Consider the following 13,744-nt stretch of genomic DNA (forward strand, 5'->3'; position numbering starts at 1 on the left):
AAGGGCGCGGTGATAAGTCATATGCGGCGTGTCCAGAAATCACCGGACCTGGTGATATCGTACTTCAACGGCGAAACGACGAAATACGCGGCTTGATACATATATAATAATGTCTATATTATTATGAGACGGTTAATAAGAGCTCCTCGGAGCTTAAACGTTCTTCAATCCTGGCAAGCTCGGCGCGGCGGTATGGCATGGATAAATCTTCATAAAGAACGTCCGCCTTGTATCGTCCCGCAAGGGACATCACAAATCTGCCGTCCTTTAACTTTGCGTGGGTGGTGATTTCGCCGACGCACACCACCTGGCGGATCGCCGGATTGCCCGCGTAATCTTTCTCCCACTCCGGCAGGAAGTTGGCCATGGCGATCATGCGGTCCGACGCCAGCGCGTCTTCCACCATGGCCCGGTAACGCGGCTCGAATATGTGCAAGGCAAGGTTTGCGTTTGGGTACAACACCACGTTTGGAAGCGGAAAGACCGGAATCAGTTTCATATACTGCCTGCTCTTATATTACCACTCCGGCTCGGAGTGTTGTTTCACCGATTCGAGCAGCCGTATATAGCTTTGATAGCGCTCATCGTCCAAAGCGCCCTGTTTCACCGCATCGCGCACGGCGCAGCCGGGCTCGGCGGTGTGGAGGCAGTCCCGGAATTTGCACCCGCCCCGAAGCTTTTCAAATCCCGGGAAATGGTCCGCCACGTCGCGTGGCTCAAGCCCGGACGGCACAAACTGCCGGATGCCCGGTGAATCTATCAGCGCCCCGCCGCAAGGCAGTTCCACAAGGATCGAGACTGTGGTGGTATGCTTTCCGGCCCCGGTCTTCTCGTTCACTTCCGAAACGGCGCGGGCGGCGCCCCCGGCGATATGGTTGAGGATGGACGTCTTCCCCACGCCGGACTGCCCCACCATCACGGAAACATGTCCGCGAAGCGATTCGGCAAGGCCGTTTAATCCCTCGCCCGTCCGCACGCTGACAGCGTTCACCTCGATCCCCCATTTTTCAAAACGCCGCGCCGCCGCGGCAAATTCCTCCGCGCCGGGAAGGTCTATCTTGTTTAGCGCGATGGATGCGGAAAGCCCGGCGTGGCTTGCGGCGACGCAAAACCTGTCTATCAGCCCCGGCTTGAAAGCGGGGCCGGCCGCGGTGACTATCACCATTTTGGTGAGGTTTGAGGCGAGGACCTGGCTCGCCCCGCTAAAAGAGAGGCGCGCAAGCTCGGTTTTTCTTGGGAGTATCGTCTTCGGGCGGCCATCCTGGAAGACCACCATGTCCCCCACCACCCACGTCTCGCGCCGGGGCGGCTTCCACTCCACCACCCCCTCGTCCGTCCTGATATGCACCCGCAGGCCATAATGGGCGATCACCCGCCCGGCGGCCCGGCTTTCCTGCTTATTGGGCGCCAAGCTTGTCCACAAGGATTTTGTTCACCATGTCCGGATTGGCCTTCCCCTTCGTCGCCCGCATCACCTGGCCGACGAAGAAGCCGATCACCTTCGTCTTGCCCCCTTTGTACTCGGCCACCTGCGAAGGATTCGCCGCGATCACCTGGCTCACCGCTTCTTCGATGGCGGAAGTGTCTGTGATCTGCACAAGCCCGTGCTTTTCCACGATTGCCTTGGGCGATTCGCCGCTCTTCTCCATCTGCTCCATCACGGTCTTTGCGATCTTGCCGCTGATGACGTTGTCGTCCATAAGCCCGATCATCTCCCGCAACATGGCGGGGGTCACATGGCATTCCGCCGCCTTCACACCCCGGTCCTTGAGGATGCGCAGTATGTCGCTCATCACCCAGTTGGAGACCGCCTTGAAATTTTTGGCGCCCTTTGCGGCCTGCTCGAAATAGTCCGCCACGTCCCGGCTTGCGGTGAGCACGTCCGCGTCATACGCCGGCAGGCCGTACCGCTCCACGAAACGGCGGCTCTTGGCGTCCGGCAATTCGGGCAAAGAGTTTAGCACCCGTTCAATCCATTCCTTGTCCACCATCAACGGCGTCAGGTCCGGCTCCGGGAAATAGCGGTAGTCGTGCGCCTCTTCCTTGCCGCGCATGGACTGGGTGACTCCCTTGTCCGGGTCGAAAAGCCGGGTCTCCTGTATGACCTTGCCGCCGTCCCCTATCACGTTGCGCTGCCGCTCCACCTCGAAATCTATCGCCTTCTGGAGGTAGCGGAAGGAGTTCATGTTCTTAAGCTCGGTGCGGGTGCCGAATTCCTTTTGCCCCACCGGGCGGATGGAGACGTTCGCGTCGCAACGCAAGGACCCTTCCTCCATGTTGCAGTCGGACACTTCCAGGTATTCAAGTATCGTCTTTAGCTTCTCCAGGTATTTTTTCGCCTCTTCGGACGATCGTATGTCCGGCTCGGAGACGATCTCCAGAAGCGGCACACAGGCGCGGTTCAGGTCCACATAGCTGGAGTCCGGATGCCCCAGGTTCTCCCCGTGGATGAGCTTTCCGGCGTCCTCTTCCATATGGATCCGCGTGACGCCGATGGTCTTGGGCTTTCCGTCCAGATGGATTTCTATCTTGCCGTGCTGGCATATCGGCTCGTCATACTGCGATATCTGGTAGCCTTTGGGCAGGTCGGGATAAAAATAGTTTTTCCGGGCGAACCTGCTTTTCGGAGCGATGGAACACCCCGTGGCCAGCCCCACCTTTACGGCCCGCTCCACCACTTCGCGGTTCAATACCGGCAGAACACCCGGCATGCCAAGGCAAATGGGGCAGGTTGAGGCGTTCGGCTCGGCGCCGAAACTGGCGCTGCACGAGCAGAAGAGTTTCGAATCGGTGTTCAACTGGACATGCACTTCCAGCCCTATGACTGTCTCGTATTCCATCATCCTCTCCAAAACGCCGCGTTGAATGTCACGGCGCGGTTAAACGATATTTTTTCCGGACGGCGCCGCCATCCGTGAAGCCATATTATGTATTTGTTTGAAAGATACCGCAAGCTTGCGATAGCTTGATGCCGGCGGATCACTCCCCGGATATTTTCACGAACACTTTTCTGTTCCGGGGTCCGTCAAACTCGCAGAAGAATATCCCCTGCCACGTGCCAAGCGCCATGGTGCCAAAGCGCACGATGACGTTTATGGAGCAGCCGACAAGCGACGATTTGACGTGGGCGGCGGAGTTGCCTTCGGAGTGCCCGTAATCCGGATCGTCCCAGCGGACCATTTTGTCCAGCGCAAGCCCCATGTCGCTCATCACCGAAGGATCGGCGTTTTCGTTGATGGTTATGGCGGCGGTGGTGTGGGGGACGTAAACGGTGGCAATCCCTTCGCGCACCCCGCTTTTTGAAAGAAGCTGCGCCACCTGATGGGTTATGTCCACAAAGTCGGTCCGCGACCTTGTGGACACGGAAAATTCAAAGATGCTTCGCGCGCTCATTTCAAAAGCGCCGGTGCCGGATCAGCGGGAGACGTCCAGCTTGCGGACCCTTATGATTATGTCCACTCCTTCAACCTCGGTCCCCGCGGGTGATGCGGGGATGCCGGACACGGTCATCTGGCCCGGTTCGATGTCCGTCAGATCCCCGGTGTCCTCGTTGAAAAAGTGGTGATGGCCGGAAACCTTCGGCTCGTAGTACACCTTGGCCGGGTCGGCGAATATTTCCTTGACTATCCCCTTCTCGGCGAACAGCCTCAGCGTGTTGTAAATGGTGGCCTTGGAAACGATGCTCCGCCCCCGGTTCACCTTTTCGAGCACCTGTTCGGCGGAATAGTGGCACTTGCGCGAGAGCATGATCTGGGCGATCTCCACCCTTTGCAATGTGCTGGTGATCCCGTGCCTTTTCAGAAGATCGGTGATTTCAACGTTGGAGATGTTTTCTTTAATCGTCAGATGCGTGGTTTCCATAATCCTTTTCTGCTTGCGCGGCCGCATAAGTTCCGGCCACGCTCCCTCCAAGATATAACTCCTGAAAACGAATGCTACTCTTTTTTGCCGGCTTTTACAAGTTCCCCCACGTGCGCCCCCACCGACGCGGCCAGCGCCGGCAGGTCATATCCCCCTTCAAGCGCCGACACCACCCTGCCATGCCCAAGGTCGTCCGCAAGCTGAGCGATTTTCCGGGTGATGGCGGCAAATCCTGCTTCGGTGAGAGCAAGGCCGCCGAGGGGATCGTTTTTATGCCCGTCGAACCCGGCGGATATGAAGATCATTTCCGGCCTGAATTTCAAGACCGCGGGGACTATTACCTTGTCGAACTTTTCCGCGAAAGCCTCGTCGCCGTCCCCTTGGGTCATCGGGATGTTCAGCGTCGTCCCCTTCCCCGCCCCTTCTCCCGTTTCATCTTCGCTCCCGGTCCCCGGATAATGGGGCCATAGGTGTGTGGAGACGTAAAAGACCGATGGATCGTCATAAAAGATATGCTGGGTGCCGTTGCCATGGTGGACGTCAAAATCGATCACCGCCACCTTATCAAGCCCCATCTCCCGCTGGACGGTCCTTGCCCCCACCGCCACGTTGTTTATCAGGCAAAACCCCATGGCCCGCCCCGCTTCGGCGTGATGCCCCGGCGGGCGCACGGCGCAGAATGCGTTCTTATATTTCCCTTCCGCCACGGCCCTTGCGGCGCCGATCAGCTCCCCTGCGGCGGTGAGGGCCGCTTCCCACGATTCGTGGCACACCACCGTGTCCGCGTCCAGATAATGCGCCCCCAGCAGTATCCGCTCCTCCAGCCAGCGGACATAGTGGGGCGAATGGACGATTTCCACCTGTGTGGGGGTGGCCGGCTCCGGCTTCACCCATTCGAGCCTGCTGTGGAATGAAGATGACTTGAGTTTTTTTACGATGGCTTCCAGCCGATGATGGTTTTCCGGGTGGTTCCCCGTGTCGTGGGCGAGGAATATGGGGTCGTAATAGATCGCGGTTTTTGGCGTCATGATAAAGTCTGAAAGGTTTACGGCCAGAGACTATTATAAGCCGGTTCAACCGCGCGCGGCCTTTAAAAACTCCTGCACCGTCAATCCGCTTTTGTTTATCTGCCCCAGCAGAAGGCCGGGGGCTATTTCGCGATGGTTGGGTATTGAAAGTGTCGCCCTGGTTTCATGGACAAGGATCATGTGGCTTCCGGTCTGGTGATCGAGAGTATATCCGAATTTCATGAATGCCTTTAACGCGCGCTTGCCGGATATGTTGGCCAGCCTCCCCATGGTCAGACGGCCACTTCACCGATGAACATTTCCGGATAACCGGCGCGGGCCTTGCGCCCCTTCTTTTTCTCGGCCAGAAGCCAGCCTTTGATGGCGTCCTTTATATTAAGCAAAGCATCGTCAACGGTCTTCCCCTGGCTCATGCAACCGGGCAGTTCCGGCACGTCCACCACATATCCTTTGTACTCCGGGTCGTACATCACAACAATGGCGTACTTTTTCATGGTCAATCTCCTTGACCCGGGATTTTACCACTATGCGGCCAGGTGATGGAATGGCGCCGAAGAAATAAATCCGCGCGCACGGCGCGGTCAGCATCCGCTTTTGGGGCTTCAGCCGCCGCCCCCGCCGGAAAACAGGAATATGGCAGCCACGGCGCCCGCCACCAAAAGCTGCTCCGGGGCGAAGGTGGTCACGGCGAAATAGACAGCGCCAAGCGCCGCCGCGCCCCCTGCGATGGTAATCCAGTTCATGGTCTCACGCTTTCAACTACGGTGATTTAAAGAACGGCCGCACGGGCCGGTGTCAATGCGCTCAACCAAAGCCGGAGTGGCCGCAGGAGGAGCCGCCGCCGGACGCGCTGGCGCCAAGGCTGCTTGTGACCGAAAGCACCCGTTCGCCCGTTTTTTCGCCGCATTTCGGGCATTCGCACGGCAAATGGGCGTTGGCCAGCGCGGTCAGCTTTTCGAACTGCTCCCCGCACGCTTTGCATACATATTCGTATATCGGCATCTTTATGACCTTATATCCGCTTAAGTCCTTCTCCGGTTTAGATGCAAAATATCGCCATTGGTTTCACGTATATTGCCCATGTCTCTCGACGGGGCGCCCCTGCCGCCGTATAATGAAGCCCATTATGCGCGAAGACAGAGTGACCGATCCGGCGCCGGAATCCCCGGAGGAAGTGGGGGCGGAGGCCAGCCTGCGCCCGGCGTCGCTCGCGGAGTATATCGGCCAGAGCGCGCTCAAAGAAAACCTTTCAATATTCATCCAGGCGGCAAAACAGCGCGGCGGCGCTTTGGACCATTGCCTTTTCTACGGCCCCCCGGGATTGGGCAAGACCACGGTGGCCCACATCATCGCCCGCGAACTGGGCTCCCAGATAAAGACCACCTCCGGCCCGGTGATCCAGCGCGCGGGGGACCTGGCGGCGATTTTGACCAATCTGCAGGACGGGGACGTGCTTTTTATTGACGAAATCCACCGGCTCAACTCCGCCGTGGAGGAGATACTCTACCCCGCCATGGAGGATTACCGGATAGACATCATCATCGGCCAGGGCCCGGCGGCCCGTTCGATAAACCTTGCGCTGCCACCGTTCACCCTTGTCGGCGCCACAACGCGTGCCGGGCTTCTCACCTCGCCGCTGCGGGACAGGTTTGGAATAATCCACAGGCTCGATTTTTACACCCCGGAAGAGCTGGTGACTATCATAAACAGGTCCGCCGCCATACTGGACATCGGCATGGACGGGGATGGGGCTGTGGAGATCGCCTCCCGCAGCCGCGGCACTCCCCGCGTGGCCAACAGGCTCCTGCGGCGCGTGCGGGACTTCGCCGAGGTGAAAGGTGACGGCGTGATAACGCTTGATGTGGCCAAGACGGCCCTTGCCATGCTGGAGGTGGACCACCGGGGGCTGGACAAGATGGACCGGCGGCTGCTGCTGACCATCATGAACAATTTCGGCGGCGGCCCCGTTGGGCTGGACACGCTGGCTTCCGCGATTTCAGAAGACTCCGGCGCCATCGAAGACGTGATCGAACCGTACCTGATCCAGGAAGGCTTTATTCAACGGACACCTAGAGGCCGTGTTGCCACGCCGATAGCGTACAGGCATCTTGGACTGACGATGACAGGGACAGGGCAGGAAACATTGAAACTGCCGATAGGGTGAAGGCGGGAGGGTACCTGCAGCCTTTATTTAATCAGACTTGGGCTTGCAGGCGACGCGAAGCGTAAAACTCCACCCCGTCTCTTTCTATCTTCCCCTTGATCCCGTTATTTTCCAGAGTGTCAAAATGGACGGCCTGTATCTGAAAAATCACCGGCAGGTCGTCCAGCGCCGATAGCAACGCCAGGAAATCGGCATGGCTCATCCCCGGGGCGTAAACGGCGATATCAATGTCCGATTGGTTCTTGAAGTCTCCCCGGGCCCGGGAGCCATATATCACGGCTTTGCGTACGCCGTGGAATTTCGCCATCACGCCGCTGATTTTTCCGAGAATGTCCTCCGAAACTCCAAACCGTGTCATAAATCCTTCGCGGCCGCTTCAAGACGCGCCTCCAGGACGTCAAAAAGGGCCACGCCTTCCTTCTTTATGAATCCATGCACCTTGACAGCCGTCTGTTCGTCATAAGTGTGGCTGGTGAGGTTGCGGTTCTCATGCATTAGCGACCAGCCGGAACCATCCTCGATCAAGCCTTGCTTTAGCGCTTCGCGCAACGTGTCCTTGGCGTTGCGCACGTCGATATCCTTGCTTTCAAGCCAAAGCTTCATGGTATTCCATGCAAGTTCATAACAAAACTCGAAACGCTGGATGGCCGCGTCGCGCGCAATGGACGTCTCTTTTTCGGCAAGCGCCTCTTTGAGCCGCGAAAGCGCCTTTATAAAGTCGGCCTTGCGTTCTATGAAGCGCTCTTTGTTCATTGGAATAATTGATTGTTTGATCAAATATACACCTGGCGCGAACACCCCGGCAAGCTAAAGGGAAGAAATGCGCCACAACCTGCCGCCGGAACCGGCGAATGCCGCAATCCCGGATAGGCGATGACGGCTTCCGGGATGACAATGGCCCTCGGCACTTTTTAGGGAGGGGGTAATCGCGATGCAAAGTTAACGCGGATCGTTTACCACCCCGGCGGCTGAGAGCCGCTCCCCCTCCTTATAAAAGGAGGGGAAAAAGATTCGCCAGTTGCCACTGGGATGGCGCCGTTATAACGGTGTCCACTCCCCTTCTCCGTCCTGCCGGTAAAATCCCTCAAGCTTCAATCCGCTCTCTTTCACCACATCCCGCGCGCGTTGAAAAATCTCCGGGGCGAAGGTGAGCGCCATCTGGCAGGAACCGCCGAGTTTGCGGGGTTTTAGGGCTGTGCGGAATTTCACGCCGCCGGTCTTGAACGTTTTTTCGGCCAGCATCGTTTCATGCGTGGTGACGAACACTGCGATTACGCGCTCTTTCATCTCTTCCCGATGATCTTGCGGATCGCTTCGATGAACTTTTCGATATCCTTTTTCGTGTTCATCACGCCGGGACTCACGCGCACCGCCCCTTCCGGAAACGTGCCGATGAACCTGTGGGCCGCCGGGGCGCAATGCAAGCCGGCCCGCACCGCCACGCCGCGCCGGTTCAACTTATCCGCCACCTCCGCCGGGTCCATCCCCTTGACATTGAACGTGACAAGGCTCGCCCGTTTCCGCGCCGCCCTCGGGCCATACACCGTCACTTCCGGCTCATCGAGCAGCGCCTCCAGAATCATCCGGATCAGCCATATCTCCCTCTCCCGCACGGCGGCCACCGTGACCTTTTTTAAATATTCGATCCCAGCCGCCAACCCGGCAATCCCCGGCGTGTTCAATGTGCCGGCCTCCAGCCTGTCCGGCCATAATTGCGGCATGGACACCCTTTCGGACTCGCTCCCCGTCCCCCCTTCGATGAACGGCTCCGGCTCTATCCCATCGCGGAACCAGGCAAATCCAATCCCCTGCGGCCCGAGCAAGCCCTTGTGCCCGGCGCATACGAGGATGTCCACGTTGCGCGCGTCGAACGGGACGCTTCCGGCGGTCTGCGCCGCGTCCACCATGAACATCACCCCCCGCTCGCGGCACGCCTCCCCCAACCGCTTGACGTCGGCGATTGCCCCGGTGACATTGCTGGCGCCAACTGTCACCAGCATCTTTACCTCCGGGACACGCTTATGGTCCGGCAACCCGTTTGGAAGAAGCGGAGCGCCAACTATTTTCACCCCGCGTTTGCGCAGCGATTCGAGCGGGCGCGCCACCGCGTTGTGCTCGATCGCGGAGACCGCCACCGTGTCCCCCTTTTGCAAAAGTCCTTTTAGCGCGATGTTTATCCCTTCCGTGGCGCCACGGGTGAACACCAGGCGTTCCGGATCGGGCAATTTGAAAAACTCCGCAAGTGAAACCCTGGCGCCGAACACCATCCGCGCCGCGTCCAGCGCCAGCGCATGCCCTCCCCTGCCCGGATTGCCAGCCGACGCCATAGCCCGCGCCATGGCAGTGGCGACCGATGGGGGCCTGGGGAACGAAGTGGCCGCGTTGTCCAGATAAACAAGGCGGCTTTTCATGGTTGACGAGGCCTTTCAGGCTTGCTGTTTGTGGATGATCTTCACGAAAAGGCCAAACAGCTTCTTGTCGAAGTCCTCCTCGCTCTTGGAGATGAGCACCAGCGCGTCGAAAGGCTTGAACGCCTTTTTATAGGCCCGTTCGGTGGTCAGCGCGTCATATATGTCTATGATCGCCGATATGCGGCCGAACATGTGTATCTTCTCCGCAGGCAGCTTGTTGGGATACCCTTTGCCGGAAAGTTTCTCATGGTGCTGGAGCAGCGGCAGGAACGCCCGTTCCGATATGGACTTGTTCACCCGGAGCATTTCGTATCCCAGCATCACGTGGTTTGTGACGGTCTTGTACTCTTCGTCGGTGAGCTTGCCCGGCTTGTTGATGATTTTCTGGTCCACCCGGCTTTTGCCGATGTCGTGGAGTATGGCGCCAAGGCCCAGGTCCGCAAGCTCCTCCTTGCCGTTCACCCCGGCGGCCATGGCCAGCGCCAACGAAAGGGTGGCCACGTTCACCGAATGGGTGAACGTGTAATAGTCGTAATTGTTTATCTTCATAAGGCCGTAGAAGGTGGTGGGATTCTGGATCACCGTTCCGGCAAGGTCCGCCACGGATTCCTTCGTCTCCTTCATCAGCTGCTCCGACCGCGGATTCTGGGCAAGCCCTTCGATTATTATCCTGGAGTTCTCCTTGACGAATGTTGCGCGGGCGCGCATGTCCTTGGAGTTTTTCGTGTATTCGAACATATAGGCCTTGTAGGCTTCCTGGTCCTCCCTGCGGACAAGGATGTTCGTCTCCTCCTCGGCCCATCTTTCGATCTGCTCGTGGTTCAACGGGGCTTTCGCCGGATGGGTCTCTTTCACCTCCTCCCCTTCCCTTATATAGATGGAAAACGGCGGTTTGGTGTTGTCCACCAGCGCCAGGGGGCTGATGGCCTGGAAATTGAGCATAAAATCAAAGTGCGCTTCCACCTTGCGCGGATCAAGGAAATCGTCGCCGAATCCCTGGCTCTTGCGGTTTTCCGACTCCACCTCGATGGCGTGGCGGTAGCTTTCAAAAAGTTTTTTCTGGTCCAGCGGGATTAAGGCCTCGGTCAGCCCTGCGTCGCGGAAAAGCTCGTTGACCTCCTCGCCATACGCCAGCCCATGCTTCATGATCAGATCAAATCCGCCGGAGGCCCCCTTTTTGTACATGTCCGCCGGAACGGCTCGGTCTATCACAAGCTCGTTGAGGGATACCCTGAAAAAATCGGCCTCACTGAGCTGTTTTTCCTTTTCGGCCACTGAGGCGGCCGCTTCCCCTACGTCCAGCCCTTTTGACGTGTCTATGAAGACATTGCCGATTTCGTAATCCAGCAGTTTCTGTATGTCTTTCTGGGAAGCCACCGCAAAACTGCCGAGCATGAATGGGGTGGAAAGCCAGGAGCTGTCCACCTTATGGACATACATCCCGATCCTAAGGTCGGACGTCCTTATTTTCTTAATGACGGTCTTAACTTCTTCCGGCATTTCAATCTCTATTAATTTGAAGTCTGACCTAGGATATTAGCCATTTTACGACAATTCAAGCGCATTAAAGCCGATTGGGCATGATCCTTAGCCCGGTTGTCAATCATGAGGCCCGTTGCGATTTGACTTTATTCGGCCAACTGCGTTAACTTTGATTAATGTTATATGCGCAGGGGGCGCCGGCGGAAATGTGTTTCCAACGGCTGAGAAGAGACCCTTTGAACCTGAACCGGGTAATGCCGGCGGAGGGATGGGCGCCGAAAGCCCGCCCGTTCTCCCTTCGGCCCGCGGCCCGCGATAAAATGGATATTATCCGCCCCATTTAAAGGAACGAACATGACCACACAGCTTATCGCCGCAAGAGGCGGCAAGATCACCCGCGAAATGGAGACCCTTGCGGCTAACGAAGGGGTGGAGCCGCGTTTCATCAAGGACGGAGTGCTGGACGGCTCCATCGTCATAACCAAAAGCAACCGCCGCCCCATCGAAGGGCTTGCCATCGGAGCGGGGCTTTCCACCAAGGTGAACGCCAACATCGGCTCTTCCAGGGACGATATGGACGTGGCCAACGAGATGGAAAAAATGCGGGTGGCCATAGACGCCGGGGCGGACGCCATCATGGACCTTTCCACCGGGGGGGATATACCGGGAATACGCCACGCCCTCATGGAACAATGCCCCGTGCCGGTGGGCACGGTGCCGATATACCAGGTGGCCGCGGAGAACGCCGCCGCCGGAAAACACCTTCTGGACATGAACGCAGACGAGCTTTTCCGCGCCATCGAAAAACATGGACAGGACGGGGTGGACTTCATCACCGTCCATTGCGGCGTGACGCGCAACTCCGTTCGGCAGTTGAACGAAGAAGGGCGCCTTCTGGACATCGTCAGCCGAGGTGGCGCAATCCACGCCAAGTGGATGGAATACCACGGGGAAGAAAATCCCCTTTACGCCAAGTTCGACAGGCTTTTGGAAATCGCGCGCGAATACGACATGACGCTAAGCCTTGGCGACGGGCTGCGCCCCGGATGCCTGGCCGACGCCACGGACCGGGCGCAGGTGCATGAGACCATCACCTTGGGAGAGCTTGCAAAACGCTCCCGCCACGCCGGCGTGCAGGTGATGATCGAAGGGCCGGGGCACATGCCCATGAACCAGATCGCCGCCAACATGACGCTCCAGAAAAGGCTTTGCAACAACGCCCCGTTCTACGTGCTTGGGCCGCTTGTGACCGACGTGGCGCCCGGATACGACCATATCACCGCCGCCATCGGAGGGGCGATAGCGGCCTCTGCCGGGGCGGACTTTTTATGCTACGTCACCCCCGCCGAGCACCTTCGCCTCCCCACGCCCCAGGACGTGCGCGACGGGGTGATCGCCACCCGCATCGCCGCCCACGCCGCCGACATCGCGAAGGGGATCAAAGGCGCCCGTGACTGGGACGACAGAATGGCCAAGGCGCGCAAGGAGCTCAACTGGAAACTGCAGTTCGAACTTGCCATGGACCCTGCCAAGGCCCGTGAACGCCGCGCGGAGACAAGCCCCGCCGACGAGGAAGTTTGCACCATGTGCGCCTCGCTGTGTTCGATCAAGACAGGGCACATGGCGGTGAAGTAAGGTATAATATTCACATTATGACTCTAACGCATACAGTTTCAAAAGCAGCCGAACTCTTGGAGCGGGTTTCCGCATTGTCGCTTCAGGAACGAAGGGATAGCGCGCTTTTGCTTCGACTTTCGCAAGAAGCTGAGGCTATGCGAAGTAGTGATTCGCTTAACACGATAACATCATTGGCGTGGATTTCCCTTTATCAAAACAGAATTCAGGAAGCCCGGAATTATTATGAATCAGCGCTTAAACAATTTCCCGATGAATACATGATCCATTTAAATTACGCGGCGAGTTTATGCGCCGCAGGTTTTTTTACGGATGCCTATTTACAAGCTCGCCTGGCGCATAATATTAACCCTAAAACCCCTGCTTGTGTCCAACTCATAATACATATTCTTTTTGCGTCAGGAAGACCGCACGACGCGTTGCCATGGAACAACTTTTTAAACAAGATGAAACCTCACGGCAATACTGCGGCCAATCTCACCGGATTAGATTCAATAATCAAATACATGAATACCAATAATATTGGTGACGATGATTTTGAAGTATTACAGAAAAAAGCATTTTCAGTTTTACACAAAAACGGCGTTTATTTTACAAATAATCAATTAAACTTGCTTGAGGATGAAGATTCACAGTGGATTAGTTATGAAATATTTGTGGACAAACCTGTAGCTCAAATTGTCAACTTGAATATCAAACACGCTGAGTCGCTTGCATACGAGGCCCAAATACCAAAAGCCGCATCAAAGATCACTTTTATATATACCTCTTGGCGTGACGAGTAATGTCAATTTCGGCTGATGACCTGTTAACGCTGTCTTTGCGCCTTTTATTTCTTAATGACTCTGAACTTGAAATACGAACATCCGCCAACAGGGCTTATTATGCGATTTTTCATTATTGCAAACCTATTTCCTTGAAGTTTTCCTCTGGTAAAGTTGACAAAAAACTCGGCTCTCATGAAAGAATAATTAATATGCTTTTGGAGGCAAACTCGCCTGATTTGAAAAAAGCTGGATTCTTGAGAAAGTGTCCTAAACTTAGTTGAAACGAAGGTATGACCTCACCTGCTACCATGTTTTTGAACGAAAACAACGGAAAGCAAGGAGGTCACATGAAAAGAGTAAACGGTAACGGGAAAACTGGCAAGGGAAGAATGGATT

Annotated in this window: 18 protein-coding genes and 1 riboswitch; of the genes, 3 read left to right on the top strand and 15 right to left on the bottom strand. The window is 56.8% G+C overall.

All coding sequences use genetic code 11. From position 1 onward, the window contains the following. Window positions 1-121: 121 nt before the first annotated feature. The 10 genes from HZB29_07535 to HZB29_07580 all read right to left on the bottom strand — a co-directional run bounded on the left by HZB29_07535 (window position 122) and on the right by HZB29_07580 (window position 5,891). A complete protein-coding gene (locus HZB29_07535; GenBank protein MBI5815447.1) occupies window positions 122-499 on the bottom strand; it encodes an LON peptidase substrate-binding domain-containing protein in 378 nt (125 codons plus the stop codon). Window positions 500-517: 18 nt separating this feature from the next. Next, window positions 518-1,411 (bottom strand): ribosome small subunit-dependent GTPase A, encoded by an 894-nt coding sequence (gene rsgA, locus HZB29_07540; protein MBI5815448.1) that lies wholly within the window; start codon window positions 1,409-1,411, stop codon window positions 518-520. After that, window positions 1,398-2,840 (bottom strand): Asp-tRNA(Asn)/Glu-tRNA(Gln) amidotransferase subunit GatB, encoded by a 1,443-nt coding sequence (gatB, locus tag HZB29_07545; protein MBI5815449.1) that lies wholly within the window; start codon window positions 2,838-2,840, stop codon window positions 1,398-1,400. Before gatB ends, rsgA begins: the two co-directional genes overlap by 14 nt. Window positions 2,841-2,979: 139 nt before the next feature. Continuing rightward, the gene (locus HZB29_07550) at window positions 2,980-3,393 is read right to left on the bottom strand and encodes a YjbQ family protein (GenBank protein ID MBI5815450.1); all 414 of its coding nucleotides are present in this window, start codon (window positions 3,391-3,393) and stop codon (window positions 2,980-2,982) included. A 21-nt stretch (window positions 3,394-3,414) separates the two neighbouring features. Then, window positions 3,415-3,861 carry a transcriptional repressor gene (locus tag HZB29_07555; protein MBI5815451.1) on the bottom strand — a complete coding sequence of 149 codons (447 nt, stop codon included), beginning with the start codon at window positions 3,859-3,861 and terminating at the stop codon, window positions 3,415-3,417. Window positions 3,862-3,935: 74 nt separating this feature from the next. Next, window positions 3,936-4,889 (bottom strand): histone deacetylase, encoded by a 954-nt coding sequence (locus HZB29_07560; GenBank protein ID MBI5815452.1) that lies wholly within the window; start codon window positions 4,887-4,889, stop codon window positions 3,936-3,938. A gap of 45 nt (window positions 4,890-4,934) precedes the next feature. Then, window positions 4,935-5,159, bottom strand: coding sequence for a type II toxin-antitoxin system HicA family toxin (locus HZB29_07565; GenBank protein MBI5815453.1), 225 nt, complete (start codon window positions 5,157-5,159; stop codon window positions 4,935-4,937). A 2-nt stretch (window positions 5,160-5,161) separates the two neighbouring features. Continuing rightward, window positions 5,162-5,383 carry a type II toxin-antitoxin system HicB family antitoxin gene (locus HZB29_07570; protein MBI5815454.1) on the bottom strand — a complete coding sequence of 74 codons (222 nt, stop codon included), beginning with the start codon at window positions 5,381-5,383 and terminating at the stop codon, window positions 5,162-5,164. A 108-nt stretch (window positions 5,384-5,491) separates the two neighbouring features. Further along, a complete protein-coding gene (locus HZB29_07575) occupies window positions 5,492-5,632 on the bottom strand; it encodes a hypothetical protein (GenBank protein MBI5815455.1) in 141 nt (46 codons plus the stop codon). Window positions 5,633-5,693: 61 nt separating this feature from the next. Next, complete coding sequence (locus HZB29_07580) at window positions 5,694-5,891, bottom strand: zinc ribbon domain-containing protein (protein ID MBI5815456.1); 198 nt, start codon at window positions 5,889-5,891, stop codon at window positions 5,694-5,696. A gap of 124 nt (window positions 5,892-6,015) precedes the next feature. Between HZB29_07580 and ruvB the strand changes: the two genes are divergently transcribed. Beyond that, window positions 6,016-7,053: a Holliday junction branch migration DNA helicase RuvB gene (ruvB, locus tag HZB29_07585; GenBank protein ID MBI5815457.1), complete on the top strand. Its 1,038-nt coding sequence runs from the start codon at window positions 6,016-6,018 to the stop codon at window positions 7,051-7,053. A gap of 31 nt (window positions 7,054-7,084) precedes the next feature. Here ruvB and HZB29_07590 read toward each other — a convergent pair whose 3' ends face one another. From HZB29_07590 to HZB29_07610, 5 genes are all read right to left on the bottom strand, one after another. Then, a complete protein-coding gene (locus HZB29_07590) occupies window positions 7,085-7,411 on the bottom strand; it encodes a nucleotidyltransferase domain-containing protein (GenBank protein ID MBI5815458.1) in 327 nt (108 codons plus the stop codon). Further along, window positions 7,408-7,806 (bottom strand): nucleotidyltransferase substrate binding protein, encoded by a 399-nt coding sequence (locus HZB29_07595; protein ID MBI5815459.1) that lies wholly within the window; start codon window positions 7,804-7,806, stop codon window positions 7,408-7,410. Before HZB29_07595 ends, HZB29_07590 begins: the two co-directional genes overlap by 4 nt. A 285-nt stretch (window positions 7,807-8,091) precedes the next feature. Next, window positions 8,092-8,340: a DUF3343 domain-containing protein gene (locus tag HZB29_07600; protein MBI5815460.1), complete on the bottom strand. Its 249-nt coding sequence runs from the start codon at window positions 8,338-8,340 to the stop codon at window positions 8,092-8,094. Next, window positions 8,337-9,464 (bottom strand): aminotransferase class V-fold PLP-dependent enzyme, encoded by a 1,128-nt coding sequence (locus HZB29_07605; GenBank protein MBI5815461.1) that lies wholly within the window; start codon window positions 9,462-9,464, stop codon window positions 8,337-8,339. Before HZB29_07605 ends, HZB29_07600 begins: the two co-directional genes overlap by 4 nt. A 15-nt stretch (window positions 9,465-9,479) precedes the next feature. Next, window positions 9,480-10,964, bottom strand: coding sequence for a DUF3391 domain-containing protein (locus HZB29_07610; protein ID MBI5815462.1), 1,485 nt, complete (start codon window positions 10,962-10,964; stop codon window positions 9,480-9,482). A gap of 162 nt (window positions 10,965-11,126) precedes the next feature. Beyond that, window positions 11,127-11,232, top strand: a riboswitch (TPP riboswitch). 68 nt (window positions 11,233-11,300) lie between these two features. On the opposite strand from HZB29_07610, the gene thiC reads away from it, so the two are divergent. Beyond that, complete coding sequence (gene thiC / locus HZB29_07615; protein MBI5815463.1) at window positions 11,301-12,581, top strand: phosphomethylpyrimidine synthase ThiC; 1,281 nt, start codon at window positions 11,301-11,303, stop codon at window positions 12,579-12,581. Continuing rightward, window positions 12,545-13,366 (top strand): hypothetical protein, encoded by an 822-nt coding sequence (locus HZB29_07620; protein MBI5815464.1) that lies wholly within the window; start codon window positions 12,545-12,547, stop codon window positions 13,364-13,366. The genes thiC and HZB29_07620 overlap by 37 nt, the downstream gene beginning before the upstream one ends. The last annotated feature ends 378 nt before the right edge of the window (window positions 13,367-13,744 follow it).

The sequence above is a fragment of the Nitrospinota bacterium genome (assembly GCA_016235255.1).
Lineage (GTDB): Bacteria > Nitrospinota_A > UBA7883 > UBA7883 > JACRLM01 > JACRLM01.

Coding starts and splice junctions, on each gene's coding strand:
- HZB29_07535 (MBI5815447.1), bottom strand. CDS start 499: ATGAAACTGATTCCGGTCTTTCCGCTTCCAAACGTGGTGTTGTACCCA.
- gatB (MBI5815449.1), bottom strand. CDS start 2,840: ATGGAATACGAGACAGTCATAGGGCTGGAAGTGCATGTCCAGTTGAAC.
- HZB29_07550 (MBI5815450.1), bottom strand. CDS start 3,393: ATGAGCGCGCGAAGCATCTTTGAATTTTCCGTGTCCACAAGGTCGCGG.
- HZB29_07555 (MBI5815451.1), bottom strand. CDS start 3,861: ATGGAAACCACGCATCTGACGATTAAAGAAAACATCTCCAACGTTGAA.
- HZB29_07560 (MBI5815452.1), bottom strand. CDS start 4,889: ATGACGCCAAAAACCGCGATCTATTACGACCCCATATTCCTCGCCCAC.
- HZB29_07565 (MBI5815453.1), bottom strand. CDS start 5,159: ATGGGGAGGCTGGCCAACATATCCGGCAAGCGCGCGTTAAAGGCATTC.
- HZB29_07570 (MBI5815454.1), bottom strand. CDS start 5,383: ATGAAAAAGTACGCCATTGTTGTGATGTACGACCCGGAGTACAAAGGA.
- HZB29_07575 (MBI5815455.1), bottom strand. CDS start 5,632: ATGAACTGGATTACCATCGCAGGGGGCGCGGCGGCGCTTGGCGCTGTC.
- HZB29_07580 (MBI5815456.1), bottom strand. CDS start 5,891: ATGCCGATATACGAATATGTATGCAAAGCGTGCGGGGAGCAGTTCGAA.
- ruvB (MBI5815457.1), top strand. CDS start 6,016: ATGCGCGAAGACAGAGTGACCGATCCGGCGCCGGAATCCCCGGAGGAA.
- HZB29_07590 (MBI5815458.1), bottom strand. CDS start 7,411: ATGACACGGTTTGGAGTTTCGGAGGACATTCTCGGAAAAATCAGCGGC.
- HZB29_07595 (MBI5815459.1), bottom strand. CDS start 7,806: ATGAACAAAGAGCGCTTCATAGAACGCAAGGCCGACTTTATAAAGGCG.
- HZB29_07600 (MBI5815460.1), bottom strand. CDS start 8,340: ATGAAAGAGCGCGTAATCGCAGTGTTCGTCACCACGCATGAAACGATG.
- HZB29_07605 (MBI5815461.1), bottom strand. CDS start 9,464: ATGAAAAGCCGCCTTGTTTATCTGGACAACGCGGCCACTTCGTTCCCC.
- HZB29_07610 (MBI5815462.1), bottom strand. CDS start 10,964: ATGCCGGAAGAAGTTAAGACCGTCATTAAGAAAATAAGGACGTCCGAC.
- thiC (MBI5815463.1), top strand. CDS start 11,301: ATGACCACACAGCTTATCGCCGCAAGAGGCGGCAAGATCACCCGCGAA.